This window comes from Hungatella hominis (genome assembly GCF_014288005.1).
GTDB classification, from domain to species: domain Bacteria; phylum Bacillota; class Clostridia; order Lachnospirales; family Lachnospiraceae; genus Hungatella; species Hungatella effluvii.
Window position 1 is genome coordinate 41,447 of sequence record NZ_JACOPB010000016.1, and the last position, 21,178, is coordinate 62,624.

Genomic DNA, 21,178 nt, shown 5'->3' on the forward strand with positions numbered 1-21,178 from the left:
CATGAGAAAAAGAAGAACAGCAGCATGTTTCATGGCGGCAGCCATGGTAATGGGATCTCTGGCCGGATGCGGACAGAAGGCGGCGCCGGAGACGACGGCGGCACAGACCAGCGAGGCGAAGAAGGAAGAGACCGCCGCAGCGGAGGAAACGAAGGCGGAAGCGGAGAGTACGGGAGAACAGGTGGAGCTTAAGGTGTTCGGATTTAAGACCGGGGCGGAGGAAGGCGCGATTCCGGAACTGATCGAACAGTTCAACAAGGAGAATCCGGATATCAAGGTGGTGTACGAGGGAATCAGCAACGCGGGCGGTTATCAGGATGTACTCACCGCGAGACTGGCTTCCGGGCAGGGGGACGACGTGTTCTTTGCCAACCCCAATTACCTGCCGCAGCTTCAGGAAGCGGGCTATACCGAGGATCTGTCCGATATGCCTGTGGTGGAGAAGTACAGCGGCCTTGTAAAGGACTTGCTGACCATCAATGACAGCATTCCGGGTCTCGGCATGGAAGTGGCCGTATTTGGTATGTTTTCCAACCTCGATGTGCTGAAGGAAGCGGGCATCGATCACGCGCCGGCAAACTACAAAGAGTTTCTGGAGGATTGTGAGATCCTGAAGAAAGCCGGAAAGACACCGGTCGTGGCCGGAGCCAAGGACGGTACGGGCGTTGCTATTCTCTCACTGGCGAAGAGCATGGACCCGGTCTATCAGGCATCCGATAAGATGGACCAGATTGCCAAAATGAACAGCGGCGAGCTGAAATTCGGCGATGTGATGCAGCCGGGATTCGCACTGGTGGAAGACCTGATCTCCAAAGGTTATTTGGACGGAAGTAAGGCCCTCGTCTATGCGGCGGGTCAGGACGATATTGCAGAATTCGCAAAGGGAGGGGCCGGCTTTATGCCTGGCGGAAGCTGGTTTGTGGCAGGACTTGAGAGCGCAGCTCCGGATATGAACTATACTCTGGGCGGTATTCCGGTCGAGGATGACGATTCCCTGATTCTGATCAATGCCGGTGTCCGCGTCTGCATCAACAGCTCTTCTGAGAAGAAGGACGCAGCCCGGAAATTCGTGGAATTTTTCACCGGACTGGACAGCATGAACGCATATGTGGCAAGCCAGAACAGCTTCAATCCGCGCACGGATGGAGCCAGCACGAACAACGATGTGGTGGAGCCTGCGGCGGAGCGTCTGAGCGCGGCCCGCATGGTTCCGTGGGTGGATTCTGCCTTTGACATCGCGGTGGTCAGCCCATGGGCGGACGCCCGTACCTTTACGGCCAATGTGGCGGGTGGTGATTCCGTTGACAATGCGGTCAAGGACTTAAACGCACAGGTTGAGAATAATCTGAAACTGAAATAATGCAGGCTGGCAGCCGCAGGACTGAGTCTTGCGGCTGCCTTTTACCTATGTTAGAATAGCACAAGAGAGGGGGGACGGGGACATGTATCGGATACTGATTGCGGATGATGAGTTCTGGGTGGGCCGGTGGCTGAGCCAGGTCTTAAAGGAGAGCCCCTTTGAGGTGACGGTGACGGGAATCAGTGATAACGGGGAAGAGACGTTGAAAGCGCTGCTGAACACCAGACCCGATATATTGATTACAGATATCAATATGCCGCTGATCGACGGCCTCGATGTGCTAAAACGTCTGGAGGAAGCGGGGGAAAGGCTTCCGAAGACCATCGTCATATCCGGTTACGACGAATTTGACTATGCGAGGCGCGCCATTGAGCTGGAGGTTATGGCCTATTTATTAAAGCCGCTGGAGCGGTCGGCGGTCTACGAAGCCGTGGAGAAGGCTGTCGCGGCGCTGGAAAAGGAGCAGGAGAGAAAGGAACAGACCCGGGACGGTTTCACGGCAGGGGTGGAAAACATCCTGACGGAGTATCTGCGAAGTCCCGGCGACGAGACGAAGCGCCAGCTTCACAGCCTCCTGGTGTCCGGACAGGGGCAGAGCGGCTTCTTTGAACTGGCTCTGTTTCAGATGCGCCGTTTGGAAAAATCCGCTCTGACGAGGGAGGAGATGCGCGGACGTCTTGAGGAGGCCGCTGCCGGTAAGGACATCTACCTCTGCCCGCTGGACCGTTTCACCTGGGGCGTCCTGATCGCAGGCATTGTGAATCCTGCGGGCTTCCGGCTGGATGAGAGCGTGCTTGTTAGCCTGCTTCACAGCTATGAGTATGGGCTGAGCGAGGCGCATGAGGCGCTGGAGGAGATTGGCGAGGCATTTGCGGAGGCGAGGGAATCCATCATTCTGCGGCTGGGGAGGGGAGGGAAGACGGAGTCCTTTCCGGTGTCGGAATCCGATCTTCACGCGGATTTTCTGGCTGCGTTAAAGGCCGGCAACACGGAGCGGATCAGGGAGTGTACGAGACAGGCCTGCGGGCTCTTTATCCAGAAGGGGTACGACTTAACCAGCTGCTTAAATTTCTACTTTGTTCTGTCGGGCGAGGTGATCAAGCTGTTAAATGACCGGTATAAGGAACAGAGCCGGACGGAATATCTGGAACTGATCGAGGAGGGATACGATTTCTCTGTCCGGATCCGGAATTACTACAGCATCCGGTCCATCTGCCACCGGTTTGAAGAGTATATTGAAAAGGCCGCCTCCTGTCTGAAGGAAGAGGACTGCATGGATGTGGCGGCAATTGTCAAACGGATCCAGCGTGAGATCAGGGAGCATTACAGCACTGATATCAGCCTCGCCTGGGTGGCGGACGAATACGGAATCAATCCCAGCTATTTCAGCAAGAAATTCAAGGATGAGACGGGTGTTAATTTCATCGATTATCTGACGGAGGTGCGGATCGGACAGGCAAAGGAGCTTTTAAGCCACACGGGCCTTTCCGTCAGCGCCGTCAGCCTTCGGGTGGGATTCAAGGAAGCAAAGTATTTCAGCCGGGTGTTTGCCTCCATGACGGGGGAGAAACCGTCGGAATACAGGGAGAGGATGAGGCGGGAGGAGGAAAAACGTGAAGAGAGTGCGCATTAAGACGTGGCTGGAGAGCCGTCTGAACAGAAAAATATTTCTGAGCTTTCTGACAGTCTCCCTCATTCCTCTTTGTATTGTCTACTGCTATATTAACTCTGCCTATTCCGAGAAGCTGAGGAGCGATGCCTTCACCCAGAACCAGCTGACGGAACGGAACACGGCAGTTTTGCTGGAGGACTATTTGACTAAAATCGAATACATCTCCAATCTCTTCTTTGACAGCGATACCCAGGCCATGATACGCGGGGCCTCCGATTCGCTGAGCAGCTACAGCGCCCGCATGGCGTTGGAGAAAAAGGTGCGGGTGAATCTCGATTTGTTCAAGGTAATGGCGTACGTGGATCAGGTTACATTTTTAAAACAGGATGGAACGGCCATGGATGTGATGAATTCCTTAGGCTACGCGGACACCATCCTTTTTTCCGTACCGCCGGAGGAGGTGGGAAAACGGTTTAAAAACCAGAGGCTCATGCGGATCGAGGAGCTGAATGACAGTTATACGGATAAATACGTCTATCTGCGCCAGATCGATGATTTAGAGTTGAAAAACGGCACCCTGGGCTGGCTTTTTATCGTCTTTGACCGGGACCAGTTCGATCTGCTTCTCCAGGACTTGCGTACGGTGCTGAACACGGAGATCGCCATGGACGACGGAGAGCTGCTGCTCTATGACACGATGAGCGGCGGGCCGGAAGCGGTGAACCGTCTGCGGGCCGCCGCGGTCTCCTACTCGGCGCCGCCGAAGGAGAGGAGACGGGCGGAGAGCATCTCGTGGGACTACCGTATCGAAAATCTGGGAATCAGAGTCACATTTTTCGATGACATGAAGGGCGTGGAGAGCAATATCCGTGCGTTGAGCACCATGACAGGAACCGTGATCTTCATAACCGTGCTCATCATACTGGCGGCCTCATTCCTTTTCTCGGAGACCATCGTCCGCCCGGTGACCAGGCTCCATAAGAATCTGGTCCGGGTGAAGGAGGGCGATTACACGGTCCGTGTGCACGTCGAGACCAGGGATGAGGTGGGAGAACTCTGTGACGCGTTTAACGGCATGGCGGAGGAGATTGACCGCCTCGTCAACCGGGTGTATTCCGTGGAACTGAAGGAAAAGGAGGCGGCCATCAAGGCGCTTCAGGCTCAGATCAATCCTCATTTTCTCTACAACACCCTGGATATGATCAAGAGCATGGCGGAGCTTTACGGGGCTTTGCAGGTATCGGAGATGATCATGGCCTTATCGAAGCTGTTCCGCTACGCGACCCATACGGACGGTGTTCTCGTCACCATCAGGGAAGAGCTGGAGAACCTTTCCAGCTACATGACGATCGTCAATGCCAGATTCGGCGGGCGGATTGCGTTCGCCGTCAAGGTTCCGGAGGAGCTGCTTGCAGAGCCCATCGTAAAGGTCTGCCTGCAGCCGCTTGTGGAGAATTCCATCTCCCACGGGCTGGGCAGGGGCCGCTCTGGCGGCCGGATCGCGGTTACGGTAAAAAAGGAGGATGGAATCATGACGGTTACGGTGGAGGACAATGGCGGCGGCATACAGCCGGAGCGGCTGGCGGAGATCCGCGGCCGCCTGGAGCGGAGAGAACGGGTGGAAGAGGAGTCCGGCAGGGGCAATGTGGGACTGAAGAATATCCACGACAGAATCAGGCTTTATTATGGAGATGCGTATGGCATTGTGATTGACAGCTTTCCGGGAAAGGGAACCGTGGTGACACTGTCCTATCCGTCAGACGAGATTCCGGCCCCGGAGAAGATAAAGGAGGAACCGATTTGAAAGAGAGACCCAATCTATTATTTCTGATGACAGATGAGCAGCGTTACGACGCAGCCGGATGGGTGAACCGCCAGGTACATACACCGGCCCTTGACCGGATGGCGGAAGAAGCCGTGTGCTTTTCCCGCGCCTATACCACAAACCCGTCGTGCATTCCGGCGAGGGCAGCCATCTTTACCGGGCGCTATCCCTCCCAGTGCGGCGTACCGGGATTTGTCAGCAGCCTTCCCAAAAAGGAGACCACATTTATGAAGTATTTACAGGAGGGGGGCTACTATACGGCTGTCATCGGAAAACAGCATTTCTGGCGCTCTGAAATTGAGCGGGGATACGACTATGAGGATATTGTGGATGAACATTTTCCACCGGAGATAATCACGAAGGAGCTGGCCGACGGCGAATTCGGCCTTCCGGCCAACAAGACGGTCTCCGACCGCGTCTCCAGCTATGTGGAGTTTCTGGCCGACAGCGGTTTCACCAGGGGATCCCAGCTTTTCAGGGAGATAAACAGCAAGGGGATCTATGAATTTACAGGGGAAGAAAAGTACCACGTGGACGCCTACATCGGCGACCGGGGAAGGGAGTGGCTGGAGGAGAGCTGTCCCGATGACAGGCCCTGGTTCCTGACCCTTTCATTCCCGGGGCCGCACATGCCCTTTGACGGGATTGGGCTTCCGGATGAAGAGGCCTACGGGGAAATGGAGCTGGATTTGCCGGGAACGGAGCTTTCCGATCTGTTCCATAAGCCGCCCCATTATCTCGACATCGCTAAGAAATTCGGCAGTCTCGATTTAAAGAATCACACGTCGCCGGATGGGCTCACCCCGGATGAGATCCGGCTGATGAAGAAGGCCTACTATGCCAATATGACTCTGATTGACCGGAAAATCGGCCAGGTGATTGAGTTCCTTAAAAAGAAGGGGCTTTACGATAATACCCTCATCCTGTTTACCTCGGACCACGGGGACTTTATGGGAGATTTCGGTGTGGCCACCAAGGCCCAGTACTGCTCGGAGGCCCTGATGAGGATTCCGTTTCTGTTAAAGCCTCCGTTTTCCGGCTTTAAAGGCCGCAGAGAGGACAGCTTCATCAGTTCGGTCGAAATCGCGGCCACATGCCTCACGGCGGCGGGAATCGCTGTCCCGGATACCATGATGGGCCGGAGTCTGACGCAGTTTTACGAGGACGGCGCCAAAGAAATATGGCCGGACGTCTACATGGAAGCGAGAGACATCCGGGCCATACGGGATGAACATTATAAACTGATCTACTACCAGAACAGGAGCTACGGTGAGTTCTACGATCTCCAGAACGATCCGGAGGAGAAGTATAATTTATGGGATGATCCATTGCTTCAGGAGCGGAAATACGAACTGATGAAGCGGCTTCTGGACCGGATGATCGACCTCGGCGAGGGCGGGAAGACTGTCTGGAATATCGGCGCTCCCGTCATATAAGCGGTGAAGCTTTCCGCGTGCCCCTATTCCGGATCCCAGCCGTCATTTCCTGAGAGAACGGCGGCCTTTGTAAAGCGTCCGGCCTCTTCTTTCGTCAGGCGGCGGACCCATTCCGGGCGGCGGTCCATGGCGGCGCCCGGTCCAAAGCTCTCATACTCCGCATAAAACGCGTGCTCTCTGGCCTCCGGTTTGTTCCAGTCATCCCATCCCTCTTCGCAGATATGGGAATCCATGTAGCAGTACAGGAGAACCGTTTGGGCGTATTCGCGCCAGGCCCGCCCCAGGAAGGCGCTGTGCGGGGGACAGCAGCTCTCGAAACGGCAGTCCTTCATGACATAGCCGAATTCCTGGCCCTCAGGCGTGGAGGCCGCAGTGACGTAGCTGTTTACCGGGCTGTCCGTACACTTGGAAAACAGGGTGCAGCCTTCAAAATAGGCGGCCGCTCCGCCGAAGATGAAGTCGATATCGCCTTCGATGTAGCAGTTCCGGTAATAATGCCTTCCGCTGATGCGGGGGGCATTCTGCTTCGGCCCGGTAAATCCTCCCGGTTCAATCTCCCTCGGCGGGAGAGGCGCGGTAAAGAGAGTATCCTGGTTTCCCAGAAAACGGCAGGAGTCGAAGAAGAGGCGGTCCCCATCCGCATAGAGTGCCAGGGCCTGTCCGGCCTCGGTCCCTTTCCCGGCGCTGTTTTCAAAGGTGATGCTGCGTGCGGTGAAGTCGTGGGTGTCGATGAAGCATGTAAAGGTGCGGAACGTTCGGAGCGGCCCGCCCTCCGGTGCTTCCATGCGGGCAGAGAGGCAGCCGGTGATTATGGTGGAGCCGTCCTCTTCCCCGAGGAAGGTCAGATGCGGTATGCGCACGGTAATCTGTTCCCGGTAGATTCCGCTGTGCAGGAACAGCGTTTCTCCTTTTCCGGAATCCGGAGTTTTTGCAAGGCAGTCCAGCGCTTCCTGTATGGATGAAAAATCTTTTTTCCCGTTTTGATCGATCTCTATCATAGAATTCCTTCTTTCCAAATGGAGTGGATATTTTTACGATTCGTACTAAATATATCCATTTTACGACAAATTTGCAACAGAAATGATTGACTTCTAATTCACAAAGTGAGATAATACCTTAAACTGTGAATGGAATTAATTCAAAAATGCATATGGGGACGGGAGCTTGCCTTCCGTCTCCGTTGCATTCTTATCCATGGAGGAGAGAATGGAGAAGGAATATCTGTTATTTGATCTGGACGGAACGCTGACCGATCCAAAAGAAGGCATCACCAAATCCGTGCGCCACGCCCTGAAGGCTTATAACATCGAGGTGGAGGACTTAGATACGCTCTGCTGCTTTATCGGACCGCCGCTGAAGGACAGCTTCATTGAATACTACGGATTCAGCGAGGAGGATGCGGTGAACGCGATCGGTGTCTACCGGGAATATTTTTCCGACCGGGGAATCTTTGAAAATGAGGTCTACGAGGGGATCGAGGAGATGCTGAAGGCGCTTATTGCCTCCGGGAAAAAGCTTTTTGTGGCTTCCTCGAAGCCTGAGGTCTTTGTCAGAAAGATCATGGAGCATTTCGGACTGGATTCGTATTTCACCTTTATGGGCGGCGCCGATTTAGGAGAGACCAGAGTGAAGAAAGCGGATGTCATCCGGTACGTCCTCGCGGAAAACGGGATTACCGATCTTGAAAAAGTGATCATGATCGGTGACAGGAAACACGATATCTTAGGAGCCAGGGAGGTCGGAGTCGACAGCGTGGGTGTTCTCTACGGTTATGGAGACCGGGTAGAGCTGACCGGCGCACAGGCAGATTTTCTGGCGGAGACAGTTTTTGATTTGCAGAATCTCTTATAGTGTGATATGATACACAGTATTATGGCGCTTAAGGAATAGTTTTGGCTGACGGCGAAGAGGAACGCCTTAAGGAGGAGACGCATTATGATTGAACTGGGAAAAGAAAAGAGACAGATAATCAGAACGCTATGCGGACAGGCGGATCACGTTCTGGTGCATGGAGCGGTCCGGGGATATATGGGTCGTGTATGGGTGCCGGAGCTGACGAATCCATCGTACTGCCTGATACATCTGGGTGATTTCGCATACCTGTTTGGCATATGCCCAAAGGGTGAACAGGCCATGGAACTTAAAGCACAGCTTTACAGGGAATGCGGCCAGGATTATATCACCCCATCCGATGAGAGATGGGCCGAATGGCTGGAGGAATCCTTTCCGGGAGAATACAGGGTTCTATCCCGGTATTCCATGAGAAGGGACAGGAACCATTTTTCGGAGGAGGCACTGGAGTCCTACTGCAGGAATCTGCCCGCCGGAATACGATTAAAGAAAATCGATCGGAGACTGTACCAGACGGCGCTTAAGGAGGAATGGAGCCGTGATTTCTGCTCCAATTTCGAAACTCCGGAGGAATTTGAACAGAATGGTCTTGGCTTTGTGGCCATGGATGGCAGAAAGATTGTTTCCGGATGTTCCGCCTATGGGATCAGCCAGGGAATGTTTGAGATACAGGTTGAGACCCGGAAGGAGTACCAGCGGAAGGGGCTGGCCCTGGCGTGCAGCGCCCGGTTCATCCTCACGTGTCTGGAGCAGGGGATCTATCCGAGCTGGGATGCGATCAGCTTACAGTCAGTCGGGCTGGCGGAGAAGCTGGGATATATATTTGACAGGGAATACAAAGTTTATCAGCTCTACGATATGGAGAGCGGCCTTTTAATGGCGTAGCTGGCACCAGTACAGTATTTGGAGGAATACCAACGATGAAAAGAGTAAAAGTCGGATTCTGGGGAATTGATTCGATCCTGGAATTTGTAAAAATAACCGGCAGCAGCCGTCATAAGATGGAACTGGTCTGCGGGAGCACGGTGGTGGATGCGAAATCGCTGCTGTCGGTGCTGTCCGTAAAGGCGGCCCAGGCGGTGGAGCTGGTGATTCACGAGGAATGCTGCGAACGTCTGCTGGAGCGTCTGGACCCTTATATTGAGCATGGCAGCCTGCTGGACAGGGCGCACCATTTAAGCGCCTGAGGAACGAACAGCCGCCGCCGGTCTGGGCTGAGAGTATGTCCGCCGGGCGCGTCGTCTTCATAATTAAAACTGACAGGAAAAGGAACTTGAAAAATTGAGTAAAGTGGTGTATACTAATGCTATAAAAATAAGATGAATTGTAATTCCTGGAATGTTCGACACTCTTACCTACTTTGAACCTACATTTTGACATTCGGGATTCCAATATTTTTAAGCGGATGTCAGGCCTCCTATATTGAGTGGAAGGCAGAAGCTTAAGTGAGGTCGCCCACCTAGCAAGGCTAGGCGTCAAACAGTAAGAACCGGCATTTTGGGGTTACAAAAGAAAAAAGCAGCGAGAAATCGCTGCTTTAACTTTTTACAAAAGTATGATAATGTATACATAGGGCAAAGCCCGTATCTTAAAATACAGGAGAATAATATGAAGGAAACGAAATTCAGGAATTATATATGCTGGGGAGTGACCGCGCTGGCGGTGATCGCGCTGAGTATCGCGTTTGCTTTTTTTCTTACGAGATTTCAGGTGATGAAGGCTGGACTGAGGGCATTTATCGGCATATTGATGCCGGTGATCTATGGAGCTGTCCTGGCATATCTGCTTCTCCCGATTTACAACAGGACGAGAAGCCTTCTTGAAGGCTGGATTGCGAAGGGCGTAAAAAAGGAAAAGACAGTCAGGGGATTATCGAAGGCCGGAGCGACGGCTGTGAGCCTGATCGTCCTCTTTGTGATTGTTGCGGGTCTGTTCTGGATGGTCATTCCGCAGATCTACACGAGCATTATGACGCTGCAGGAGGGACTGGGAGAGAACATCAACAACCTGGCGCTCTGGCTTCAGAAGCTTCTGGAGGATAATCCGACCCTGGAACAAAAGGTAATCCCGATGTACGACGAGGTGACCAATCAACTGGAAACCTGGCTGACCACCTCCCTGGTACCGAACGTATCGACGGTGATAAGCGGCTTGTCCAGCGGTCTTTTGAGCGTTGTGCTGGCGCTTAAGAACATCCTGATCGGCGTCATCGTTATGGTGTATTTATTAAACATCAAAGAGACTCTTTCCGCACAGGGAAAGAAGATCATCTACAGCGTGCTGCCTCTGCGGATGGCGAATCAGTTTATCGAAGAGCTCCGTTTTGTCCACCGGGTGTTCGGCGGATTTATCACGGGCAAGCTTTTGGATTCCCTGATTATCGGTATCATCTGTTTCGTATGCTTAAACTGGATGAAGATGCCTTACGTTCTGCTTGTCAGCGTGATCGTGGGTGTGACCAATGTGATCCCGTTTTTCGGCCCGTTTATCGGAGCCGTACCAAGTGCCTTCTTAATTCTCCTGGTCAGCCCGATGAAGTGTCTGTACTTCCTGATTTTTATCGTACTGCTTCAGCAGTTTGACGGCAATATCTTGGGTCCGAAGATTTTAGGACAGTCTACGGGACTTCCCAGCTTCTGGGTGCTGTTTTCCATCCTGCTGTTCGGCGGCCTGTTCGGGTTTGTAGGCATGATCATCGCAGTACCGACCTTTGCGGTGGGCTACAGTATGTTATCCGGACTGGTGAACCGGGAACTCAGAAAAAAAGAACTTTCCCTTAATACAAACGACTACAAGGATTTAAAGCACATCGACGAAGAGAAGAAAACTTATATGAGATAAGAGGAGCGCATGAATAAAAGGAAATTTATCGCATTTGCAGCCGGAATTCCTCTTCTGGTTCTCATTTTAATTATCATCATCCTGGTCAGTGAGACGAAGCCGGGTGGGATATCGAGAGCGGCGGCCTACAAGTCAGCCGCCCTTCTTTTGACGGATGCCGAAAGCTGTGAACAGCTGCTTAAGGAGCAGGGCCAGAACTATTTTTCGGAGAAGGACAGGAATAACTGGTATGCGAAGTATTTGAATTATCTCTACGTGAACGGATACTTATCTCCGGACACGACCCCCTCGGACCCGGAATACGTACAGGGATATTTAACGTACCGGGAGGCGGAGGAACTGGCGGAGGCACTGGTCCCGGGACAGGGAGAGGCTGCTCACGTGGGGAAGAAAAAACAGGGCAAAACGTTTCCATCGGACAACTGGTGGTTTATTTACGACAGCCTTCGGAAGGAACTGGATCAGGAAGGCAGAATAAAGGAAGTGGACGTACTTCTTTACGGTACTCCGATGAACATCAGGAGCGCCCCGGCGTGGACCGCTTATACGAGCGAGGGCAAATTCCGCTTTGAAGGAATCAGCCTCGACAGCTACATAGACTGGGAACTGAAGGTCCTGGTAAAAGACGGTGAGATGATCGCGGTCAGGGAAACGGTGAGTGATTCCGTCACTTATAAGAATGTCTGGCTGACACGCGGCGAGGGGGAGACCTTTTCCGTACATCTGGATACAATTGAGAGAACGTTCCCCATGGAAGCCTCTCTGGGGCAGTCGGAGGAGTTTGCCGATAATCTGGCAGACCTGTCTTTGAAGAATGGCAAGCTTCAGAAGGTGACGTTGAAGAAAAAGAGGATTACCGGAAAGGTCCTGGCGGTAAAGGACGATTCCATTGAGATTGAAGGCTACGGTAAGATCAAGCTGGATAAGGATTTCAAGGTGTATAAGCTGTATGGCCAGTTTGAGGAGCAGTCCATCTCGGATATCCTGGTCGGCTACGACATTCAGGAATTTGTCGTGGCCCATGGAAAGCTGTGCGCGGCTTTGACCATGCGGGAATTCGATGCGAAGACGATCCGGGTCATGATCATGAATACGAATTTTCAGTCTGTCTTCCATCCGTCGGTCACCTTATCGGCAGAGAGCGGATTGAACATTGCCTACGGAGAGGAGAGCGTGCAGATCCCGGCGAAGGCCGAAGTGATTATCGATCCGTCAGATGAACGGCTGAAGGACGGTCGAATTGTCGTCACTCCCGTGGAGGCCGGCGATACCATCTCCGTCAATTCTATCCGTAGGTCCCTCGGCACGCCGACGTACAGCGGAAGCATTGAAATCCGGAAAGAGACAGAGGGGATTACTCTGATTAATGAACTGTATCTGGAAGATTATCTGACCAGGGTAGTGCCCAGCGAGATGCCTGACAGCTACGAGATGGAGGCGTTAAAGGCCCAGGCGGTCTGTGCGAGAACGTACGCCTACCGCCAGATTCAGAGCAACACCTACAGCCAGTACGGCGCCCATGTGGACGACAGCACCAGATTCCAGGTGTATAACAACCTAAAGACATCGGATAAGACGGAGCAGGCGGTCCGTGAGACGTATGGAAAGCTTCTGTTCTATCAGGATGCGCCCATTGAGGCATTTTATTTCTCCACCTCCTGCGGCCATACGACAGACGGCAGCATCTGGGGAAGTGATCCGGCCAAATATCCGTATCTGGACGGCTGCCTCCTGGAGACAGGCCGCAGCGTCTTAAATTTGTCCACCAATGCGGCATTTGAGGCATTTATCAAGAATAAGGAGTACCCATCCTATGATTCCTCCTTCCCGATGTACCGCTGGGAGACTACGGTCACGAATCGGCAGCTGGAGGAGGAGATTACCGCGGTGGGAACCATATTGAATATCTCTGTCACCGAGCGTGGTGTGGGCGGCATTGTGAAAAAAGTGCGTGTGGAAGGCTCCGATGGAATCATGACCATCAACGGGGAAGGCCAGGTGAGAGCAAAGCTTGGCAATCCCTACATGAAGATTACGAAGAATGACGGAAACGTCATGAAGGATATCGAGTCCCTGCCCAGCGCCTATATTGCCATCGAGAACGAGGGCGTGGATGATAATAATATCACCACTTTCCATATCTATGGAGGCGGATACGGCCACGGAGTCGGCATGAGCCAGAACGGAGCGCAGGCCATGGCGGCGGAGGGCAAAACCTATGAGGAAATCCTCCGGTTCTTCTATAATGGGGTGGAGATCCGGGAGGCTGAGAAGGAGACGGCAGGTTGACAGGAAAGAATCCGAATACACCCGTGCCGTGATGCGTATGATAGAGTAAAAGAATAACACAGAGAAGCATATGCAGAATCAGAAGCTGGAAAACCTCTTAAACCTCTCTCTCAGTGCCACGACAGAGGAACGGGAAAAATCGGAGTCCCTGAATGTGGGGTATAACTCCGAGCTGAATACATGGGAACTGATCGTTAAATATTCCGGGAGCCTGGCTGAGTTGACAGAACACGGGATCATTGTGGATGAGATGATCAACGAGTACGCCATTTTAACGGTGCCGGAGCCGGAGATCGACTATATCAGCAGTCTGCCGCAGATAGACTTTATAGAAAAACCGAAGAGGCTGTACTTTGCCATCAACCAGGCAAAGGCAGCTTCTTGTATTAATATCGTGCAGCAGGGGGAGGGGAATCTGTCCGGCAGAGGAGTTTTGACGGCGATCATTGACTCGGGAATCGATTATTACCACGATGATTTCCGAAAGGAGAACGGGGACACACGCATCGTCATGCTCTGGGATCAGACGCTGGACCGGGTGGTTACAGAAGAGGAGATCAACGAGGCGCTGGCCACAGGAAGCCGGGCGGCTGCACGGGCGATCGTGCCCTCTGTGGATACGAGTGGTCACGGAACCGCGGTGGCAGCCATTGCGGCGGGCAACGGAAGGGAGAATAACGGCCAGTACCGGGGAATCGCCTATGAGAGTGATCTCCTGGTGGTAAAGCTGGGCGTGCCGAAAAGCGACAGCTTTCCGCGGACGACGGAACTGATGCGGGCGGTCAATTTTGTGGTGAGAGAAGCGGTGCGCCGGAGACAGCCGGTGGCGGTCAATTTAAGCTTCGGCAACACGTACGGTTCCCATGACGGAACGAGCCTTCTGGAAACGTTTCTGAATGACATATCCAATTACGGGAAAGCGGTCTTCGTAGTGGGAACAGGTAATGAAGGGGCGGGAGACGGGCACAGCGCCGGGCAGCTGGTGATGAACCAGCCACAGGAGGTGGAGCTGACGATAGGAGCTTATCAGACCAGCTTCAGCGTCCAGCTCTGGAAGTCCTATACGGATATTTTCGATATCAGCCTGATTACGCCATCTGGCGAAACTATCGGTCCAATCAGCAGCCGCCTGGGGCCCCAGACGCTTTCTTTTGTGAATCTGACCATTCTTCTTTACTATGGAAAGCCGGGGCCGTACAGCGTAGCGCAGGAAATCTATCTGGACTTCATTCCCAAAGAAAGTTACGTTGATGAGGGACTCTGGAGAATCCGGCTGACGCCACGGGAGATCGTGGAGGGAAACTTTGATTTCTGGCTGCCTTCCGCCAGTGTGCTGAGCCGTTCCACTCGTTTCTTAAGGCCCACCCCGGAGACGACTCTGACCATACCTTCCACGGCGGCAGGAGTTATATCCGTAGGCGCCTATGACGACGCTTACCAGTCCTTTGCCGATTTTTCCGGCCGTGGATTCACGCGAAAGACTAATCAGGTTAAGCCCGATCTGGCGGCCCCGGGAGTCGGAATCATTACAGCCAGATCGGGGGGCGGCTATGAGTCCGTGACGGGAACCTCCTTTGCCACGCCGTTTGTGACGGGAAGCGCGGCGCTTCTGATGCAGTGGGGGATCGTGGACGGGAGGGACCCGTTCCTGTACGGTGAGAAAATTAAAGCCTATTTAAGGCGTGGAGCCAGGCATCTGCCCGGATATTCGCAGTGGCCTAATGCGGAGCTGGGGTATGGAACCTTATGTCTCTCGGACAGCATTCCGATATAAAATCGGCCTCCGCGGCAGCCTTCAGAGAACCTCCTTTTACAGCGATTCCATAACCGCAGGTGCGAAACATGGCAATGTCTTCCTTGGAATCGCCGAGAGCCGCCGTCTCACGGGCATCGATTCCCATTAGCGCACACAGTTCACGAACCCCGCTCCCTTTGTCAACCTCCCGGGAAACGATCTGAAGGTTGCCGCGCTCCGTGAAACAGCGGAACGCGCCGGGCGTCAGACGACCGGTGACCGCATTCAACTCTTCCTGCCTCCAACCGCGTTTTTCCGGTCTCGTGAGTGTAAGCTTATAAGGGCGGCCTTCGTGTTCAAAGAGGCGGAGGCGAAAGCGGGAGTCGGACTGAAGCGCCGAAAGCTGAGGGAGCCAGGGGGCGTCGAAGGTGTGGAAGATCTCAAGACGGTCGTTCCCCGAATGGTCTTTCGTTGAATGCCTATTTCCTGGCTGATTATTCCCTGACCGAAAGACCACATGCGCGCCTCCTGCAAAGACACCTCCTGATATATAGGGGAGTATGCTCCTGCATTTGGCGGCCGCCTCTTTCCAGGGCAGGGAAGTGGCCAGAAATAAGGACCTGGTCCGGGACTCGCGTTTGAAAAAGTCCAGCCATTCCATGCTGATCCCCGGATGGGACAGGAGGCGGTCCTCAACCAGGCCGTTTTCCGGAATAAGAGTCCCATCCACATCGATAAACACTGCCCTGGGACTCCAGGGGATGCGAAAAAGAGGCCAGCGCCCGAATGCGGTCCGCTCCACACAGTCCATCCGGCCGCCATAGGCCAGGTAGCAGGTACATGCTTTTTTCCTGCAAGGAAGCGTCTCTGTCCCTCCCGTATCGTACCAGTTTCCTTCCGGGGGAGCGGAGATGGTACAGCGCCTCATTCTTCCGTCAGACTCCACAAAAAGGCGTCCCGGGCATTGCTCCGGCATCGCCTTTTTTACGTGCAGTTCGCGGTAAAACCAGGGATCGATCCTGAGAAATGCCTGCTGTTCTTCCTCTGTGTAGCGGCGGTTCAGCCCATCCATGCGGTTAATCCAGAGGCAGCATCCGCCGGGAAGCGCCTCCTTTAAGCGTCGAAGAGTTTCCAGGTTCTCCGGCACGCCGACTGCCCCCGCACAGATGCGGATCCCGGCAGACAGCAGTTTTCTGCACTGCTCTGCAAAGAGGGACACGGTCGTCATCTCCGGATGAAAGGTGGCCCAGACGCGGAGCTTTTCTTTCATGCCGCCGCTTTCCTTGAAGATGGTAAGCTGGCGCCCGATATCAAAGCTTAAGTTGGTCTGCGCCCCAACGGCTTCCATTGTCCCCATGCGGCTCAGCCGGGCAAGCCCCTCCCAGTAGTAATCGTGGATCAGCGCCTCCCCGTAAGGAACCACCATGACGGCTCCATACGGTTCACTGAAAGTGTCCGTCTGTCCGCTAAGCGTTTCCAGCCGTTCGTTCTGCGTTTCCAGATGTCCGACAAACCGCATCCAGTTTTCCCTGTCCTTTAGAAGCTCAGACGGAGAAGACGGCCGTTTGGCGAAGGGGCAGTAGGAACAGCCGTAATTACAGCTCTTTAAACTCCCTCTGTATAGGATCATGTTTCGTGCCATGATGGGCCTCCCATTGATTCATTTTATCCTGGACTTCCTTTGAAATGAGCATGGGGCCTAGATAATCGGACAGCCCCATCCCTTTTTCCGTCAGTGCAAGACAGTCCCCCTGCTCTTTAAGAAAGCCCTGCTCCGTCCACTCATGAAGAATTGGAAAATCAGCGGCTGCGTCACCATGAAACGCTTTCCGGTAAGCCGTGAGAGGAAGTCCGGGAAGAATGAGCAGATGGCGTATGGCAAATCTTCGTTTCTGTTCCTCTTCCGACAGCAGAATCCCATGGGTGACTGCGCAGAAATCCGTGGTCTCTTCGTATTGGACCAGCTGCTCTAAGCAGCTTTCTCTTGTGACGGCATAGGGAGTACAGGAATGGAGGTTTCCCAGATAGCTTCTGCCGCCGCATCCCAGTGACAGCGTGCTCCCAAAGCCGCAGTCTGAAAATTCCCTGCTGCCCCCGGGCGATTCCGGCCTGACGAACCGGCGCATGGAATCCTGACGGTAACCGTGCGAGGCAAGCCATTCCGCAGCCGCTTCATACTGGCGGAAGGCCAGGTCCTCATCCAGAACGAGGCCGCGGTTTAATTCCTGTTCCAGCGCCGCGCCGTGTTTTACGTACAGAGGATAGAGAAACAGCTCGTCAGGGCCGAAGGATACCGCTTCTTTTACCGAGGAGAGGAAGGAGGAGACGCTCTGTCCCGGCACGCCGTAGATGAAGTCCGCATTGACCCTGGAAAAACCGCTGTTCATCAAAAGATTCAGCGATTCTCTGGCCTTCTCTGCCCGGTGGCTCCTCTTAAGGACCTTCAGCTCCTCATCGAAAAAGCTTTGAATGCCCATGCTGACTCTCGTGACACCGGCGTCCTTCAGCAGAGCATGCTTCGGCTTCGCTGTCTGATTCGGCGCGGTCTCGATGATGATTTCCGCGTCCCGGGTAAGCCGTGTATAACGCCGTATCATGGCAAAGCACCGTTCCAGCTGCGCTTCCGTCAGCAGCAACGGGGTTCCGCCTCCGATCGTAAGGCCGGTAAAAAGGGAGTTTGCAGAGGCAAAAAGCGGCTCATACTGGCGAAGCTGCCGTTCCACGGTGTCTAGATACCGGTCTATGGCCGTCTCCCCCTGCCCCGTGACGGAGAATAAGTTGCAGTAACCGCATTTCGTCTCGCAGAAGGGCAGATGGAGGTAGAGGTCATGCCCGGGACCAGCCAGATCAGGAAGATACTGATTCAGAGTAACTCCTTCCAGGGGACCGTAGGCCGTCTTATGGGGATAGCTGTACATATACTGCGTATATCGTTTCATATTCATGGGTGTCGAACTCCTGACCTTAAAGGATAAAATGCTTATAGGGAACCGTGGTTACGGCCGGGTGATTGATGCCGTGAAACTGGCAGCCGTCTTCCCCGTAACACGTTCCATGATCGGAACAGCAGATTACAAAGGTGCTGCCCCGCACCGCCTTCCAGCGCTCAAACAGCCGGCCCAGCTGGCCATCCACATAACGCAGAGCTGCGCCATGGCTTTCAAGGCTGTCATGAACGGCGCCATCCAGATAAAAGTAATTGGGGTAATGGATAGCGTCGATATTTAAGTAGAGAAAAACGGGAATGTCCCTGTCTGCTTTTTCGATCTTCTTTAAGAGAAAATCCACCTGATTGCCGGTGCTGTCCTTGACGGGACAGGCAAAGGAAGGATTCCAGTAGCTGCGGCGGAAATATCCGGGAAATACCCGGCCCAGGTCGGAGCGTTTGTCGAAAAATGCCACGCCGCCCACGCACCAGGTGTCGTAGCCGGCCTTCTCCAGCCCTTCCATGATGGTCGCCCCGGAAAATCCAAAGGCGCCGGCGGGCGCTTTCTTTCCCATACCCGCGTTTAACGGGAAGAAGAGCGGCTGCCGGTCCGCGATGCTTTTGGCCTCATAAGGGCAGGGCAGAAATCCGGCGAACATGGCGTGGTGGGAGGGATAGGTGAAATTGCCGGGAGCCTGGCATTTCTCCCAGGGGCCATACCGGTTCAGTACCGGCGTCGTACCTTTTGCTTCCTCCTCCACGGCCACATCGTAGCGCAGGGTGTCGAGGCAGATAAAAAGGAGGTCATGGCTGCCTGCGATTTTATTCATATCGACATCCGGCTGCACGGCGTTCAGCGTCCGGCCAAATAAGCCGGCCGGGACCTCGCGCAGTGCTTCTTGGCACGTAACATTTTCGTGCATCAAATTATCATTTATCAAATCATCATTCATCGAATTATCATTCATTGAATCATCATGTATGGCATCATCGCTCATAAAGTACCTCCCTGCTCCAGCCATGCCTTCATCATCCTGACTTGGTGGCTGTAAATTTCATTTTTATCGTAAATATCCTGGTAAAGCAGGTCGCCCTGTCCGTTCATCTCGATGATCCGTGGCTTTAAGCTGCCTTTTTCTAGGAGGATATCGATCCCGGCGCTGCGAAGGCCGGGGTAACAGCCGCAGGCCCTCCGGCAGAGCTCTTGTATGGTCGAAGTGACGTCTTCCGGCAGCGCCAGCCGGGAGGCCTCCAGCGGGTGATTGTTTAAATGGAGATTGGTGACAGGCCCTTTCGACAGCCGTGCCAGCAGAAAATCGAGGGCTCCATCCTGGCAGACCGCCCTCAAGTCGTAGGAAAATCCCTGAAAGTCCGCCTTCGGGTACCACCGTTCCACAATACACCCGAGGGAGAGCAGACTGTCTAAAAAATCCAGGATTTCTGCAGGCTCCGTGATGGTGTGAAGTCTCTTCGTATTGATAAGCGGCGGTCGGAAAGCAGAGGAACGCTCCGGTTTTAATGCCGCCAGATCGGGTGCGGCGCAGGAGTAGGCGGCCATGCGTCCGGTCTTTGGCTGGAAGCGAAATGCCGTGACCCCGGCCGCGCCGGATCCGGATACCGGTTTGATAAAGACCGAAAATATCCGCATGTCCTTCATGCGGGAGAGAAGCGTTTCGCTGTCCCCGATGCCTTCTCCCAGGCTTTGGGTAACGGGAAGACCGGCCTCCTTTAATACCTGCTTGCATCCGGTCTTGTCGAGCAGCTCCATGAGCGCGCGAGGCGGATTTACGAATTGGGAGACTGACGCCTCCTTTTCCAATGCCTTCAAATCACTGCGGTAGGAGCCGACCAGATCATTGAGGCCGGAGAGATGGCCATCGGTCCAGACCGGGGGATCGATCTTTACAAACAGTTCGCTGTCAGCGGGAAAACCGCAGCGCTTCCAATCTTCCCACTCCAGAAACAGAAAGGGCAGTCCGTTTTGGCGGGCCGCCTTTTCAAAGTAGATGGTTCGCTTCGTGTCCCGGTTTCCCAGCAGCACCGCGGTTCTCATTCTGTCAGCATGGCGTTCATCCAGACCTCGCCGCGGTAGTTATCCGGTTTGTTCTGTTCGGACAGCTCCGTCTCGATCGGAAGCGCGGCCAGACGCTGCATCATCCCGGTGCTTAAGTAGTGGTAGTGGGCATCCAGCTTCTGAATATTGGGATGCGCGGGCAGCGCTTCAAGAAGAAGGGCCCCTCCCTTGTCAGACAGAGTCCCGCATGACAAGTCCAGTGTGTGGATCTGGTCCATATAGCGGCACCCCAGTACGGTTTCCGTCATATCATCCTGCATCTCACTGTCAACAATCCCTAAATACTCCAGTTTCGGAAAATCCATGGTGTCAAGCAGAGAACGGATGGTCTCACAGTCGCCCTCAAAGCCGTAATTATCGCTTCCTATGTAGAGAATCAGCTTTTTTAAGCCGGGCAGACGCGCATTTTTCACGGACTCGATGACAGAATTCGGAAGTCCGCCGCAGATGATGGTGAGCGATTCCAGTTTCTCATGAGAGACAGCGCCCAGCTCCAGATCGGTGCTTCCCTTGATGGTCAGCTCCGTCAGCTCCGGAAGCGCCGCCCATAAGCCGCCATAGTTGCCCTGAATGATCCAGGATACCTCGCACTCCTCGAAATCCATGTCTCCGATAAAGAGGCTGCGGATATGGGAAAATTCTTTCGCGTGTGAAATAATTCCGTCGATGATTGGCTGGCAGCTTTCCTCCCAGCAGTCGCCCCAGTTTCCTATGGAAAGCTCTGTCAATCCGGAAAAATCAGGGTCGGCAAGAAGATCATCAATCAGAGTGTGGGCTCCCTTTGTCCCGTCTTCATATTCATCGTATTCGTAGCTGAAGGTTTTGCTTTTGTTCATTTGCAGATGTCCCCTTTCGTTTCATGGCTTTATTTTAACATAACCGGCGAGAGAAGTCATCCCCGGAATCGTAAAATATGCACAAAAATCGCTTGCGGCTCCCTGCCATACATGTTATACTTTACTCGTAAATTGAATATTCGGATGAAGAGTTCGGGAGAGACCGCCTTTACTGGCGGAGCCGAAGGTGAGAAAAACTCTCAGGCAAAAGGACCGGATTTGGACGAAACTCTGGAAAGGTGATGGACACCACCGACGAGGCAGCTTTCCAGCCGTATGTTCCTCAGACCGGACACAGCAGCCGTGGACTGGATCAGAAAAGGAACGGCGACGGCTGAAGGTAATCTTTCAGGTACGAAGACGGGGCATATGACAATTCTTATTTCTTGTTGT

At 53.8% G+C, this 21,178-nt stretch carries 16 protein-coding genes, 1 other RNA gene and 1 riboswitch; of the genes, 11 read left to right on the forward strand and 6 right to left on the reverse strand.

What is annotated here, in order from left to right; genetic code table 11:
* Window position 1 precedes the first annotated feature (1 nt).
* From H8S75_RS25050 to H8S75_RS25065, 4 genes are all read left to right on the forward strand, one after another.
* Complete coding sequence (locus tag H8S75_RS25050; protein ID WP_187023853.1) at window positions 2-1,360, forward strand: ABC transporter substrate-binding protein; 1,359 nt, start codon at window positions 2-4, stop codon at window positions 1,358-1,360.
* 82 nt (window positions 1,361-1,442) lie between these two features.
* The gene (locus tag H8S75_RS25055) at window positions 1,443-2,993 is read left to right on the forward strand and encodes a response regulator transcription factor (protein WP_187023854.1); all 1,551 of its coding nucleotides are present in this window, start codon (window positions 1,443-1,445) and stop codon (window positions 2,991-2,993) included.
* Window positions 2,974-4,776, forward strand: a complete 1,803-nt coding sequence (locus H8S75_RS25060; RefSeq protein ID WP_187023855.1) for a sensor histidine kinase — start codon at window positions 2,974-2,976, stop codon at window positions 4,774-4,776. The genes H8S75_RS25055 and H8S75_RS25060 overlap by 20 nt, the downstream gene beginning before the upstream one ends.
* Entirely contained in the window at window positions 4,773-6,233 is a 1,461-nt protein-coding gene (locus H8S75_RS25065) for a sulfatase family protein (RefSeq protein WP_187023856.1), read from the forward strand. The genes H8S75_RS25060 and H8S75_RS25065 overlap by 4 nt, the downstream gene beginning before the upstream one ends.
* A 23-nt stretch (window positions 6,234-6,256) precedes the next feature.
* On the opposite strand, the gene H8S75_RS25070 is transcribed toward H8S75_RS25065, so the two are convergent.
* Window positions 6,257-7,231 (reverse strand): pectinesterase family protein, encoded by a 975-nt coding sequence (locus H8S75_RS25070; RefSeq protein ID WP_187023857.1) that lies wholly within the window; start codon window positions 7,229-7,231, stop codon window positions 6,257-6,259.
* 208 nt (window positions 7,232-7,439) lie between these two features.
* Between H8S75_RS25070 and H8S75_RS25075 the strand changes: the two genes are divergently transcribed.
* From H8S75_RS25075 to H8S75_RS25105, 7 genes are all read left to right on the forward strand, one after another.
* Window positions 7,440-8,084, forward strand: coding sequence for an HAD family hydrolase (locus tag H8S75_RS25075; RefSeq protein WP_187023858.1), 645 nt, complete (start codon window positions 7,440-7,442; stop codon window positions 8,082-8,084).
* An 84-nt stretch (window positions 8,085-8,168) separates the two neighbouring features.
* Entirely contained in the window at window positions 8,169-8,969 is an 801-nt protein-coding gene (locus H8S75_RS25080) for a GNAT family N-acetyltransferase (protein ID WP_187023859.1), read from the forward strand.
* Window positions 8,970-9,004: 35 nt separating this feature from the next.
* Window positions 9,005-9,271 (forward strand): HPr family phosphocarrier protein, encoded by a 267-nt coding sequence (locus tag H8S75_RS25085; protein ID WP_002603834.1) that lies wholly within the window; start codon window positions 9,005-9,007, stop codon window positions 9,269-9,271.
* A gap of 140 nt (window positions 9,272-9,411) precedes the next feature.
* Window positions 9,412-9,592: non-coding RNA, 6S RNA (ssrS, locus tag H8S75_RS25090), on the forward strand.
* Between the two features lie 100 nt (window positions 9,593-9,692).
* On the forward strand, window positions 9,693-10,925 hold the full coding sequence (locus tag H8S75_RS25095) for an AI-2E family transporter (protein WP_187023860.1): 1,233 nt from the start codon (window positions 9,693-9,695) through the stop codon (window positions 10,923-10,925).
* Between the two features lie 9 nt (window positions 10,926-10,934).
* Entirely contained in the window at window positions 10,935-13,214 is a 2,280-nt protein-coding gene (locus H8S75_RS25100) for a SpoIID/LytB domain-containing protein (RefSeq protein ID WP_187023861.1), read from the forward strand.
* Window positions 13,215-13,284: 70 nt separating this feature from the next.
* Complete coding sequence (locus tag H8S75_RS25105) at window positions 13,285-14,988, forward strand: S8 family peptidase (RefSeq protein WP_187023862.1); 1,704 nt, start codon at window positions 13,285-13,287, stop codon at window positions 14,986-14,988.
* Here the strand turns inward: H8S75_RS25105 and H8S75_RS25110 are convergent.
* Genes H8S75_RS25110 through H8S75_RS25130 form a run of 5 tightly spaced genes read right to left on the reverse strand, consistent with a single transcriptional unit; the run spans window position 14,933 to window position 20,785 of the window.
* Window positions 14,933-16,591 carry an STM4011 family radical SAM protein gene (locus H8S75_RS25110; protein WP_187023863.1) on the reverse strand — a complete coding sequence of 553 codons (1,659 nt, stop codon included), beginning with the start codon at window positions 16,589-16,591 and terminating at the stop codon, window positions 14,933-14,935. The two genes, H8S75_RS25105 and H8S75_RS25110, sit on opposite strands and share 56 nt — an antisense overlap.
* Window positions 16,545-17,894 (reverse strand): STM4012 family radical SAM protein, encoded by a 1,350-nt coding sequence (locus H8S75_RS25115; protein ID WP_187023864.1) that lies wholly within the window; start codon window positions 17,892-17,894, stop codon window positions 16,545-16,547. The genes H8S75_RS25110 and H8S75_RS25115 overlap by 47 nt, the downstream gene beginning before the upstream one ends.
* A 19-nt stretch (window positions 17,895-17,913) precedes the next feature.
* Window positions 17,914-18,873: an STM4013/SEN3800 family hydrolase gene (locus H8S75_RS25120; RefSeq protein WP_207729214.1), complete on the reverse strand. Its 960-nt coding sequence runs from the start codon at window positions 18,871-18,873 to the stop codon at window positions 17,914-17,916.
* Complete coding sequence (locus H8S75_RS25125) at window positions 18,870-19,916, reverse strand: STM4014 family protein (RefSeq protein WP_349768983.1); 1,047 nt, start codon at window positions 19,914-19,916, stop codon at window positions 18,870-18,872. The genes H8S75_RS25120 and H8S75_RS25125 overlap by 4 nt, the downstream gene beginning before the upstream one ends.
* An 8-nt stretch (window positions 19,917-19,924) precedes the next feature.
* Window positions 19,925-20,785 carry an STM4015 family protein gene (locus H8S75_RS25130; protein ID WP_187023866.1) on the reverse strand — a complete coding sequence of 287 codons (861 nt, stop codon included), beginning with the start codon at window positions 20,783-20,785 and terminating at the stop codon, window positions 19,925-19,927.
* 144 nt (window positions 20,786-20,929) lie between these two features.
* A riboswitch (glycine riboswitch) is annotated at window positions 20,930-21,011 on the forward strand.
* Window positions 21,012-21,178 lie beyond the last annotated feature (167 nt).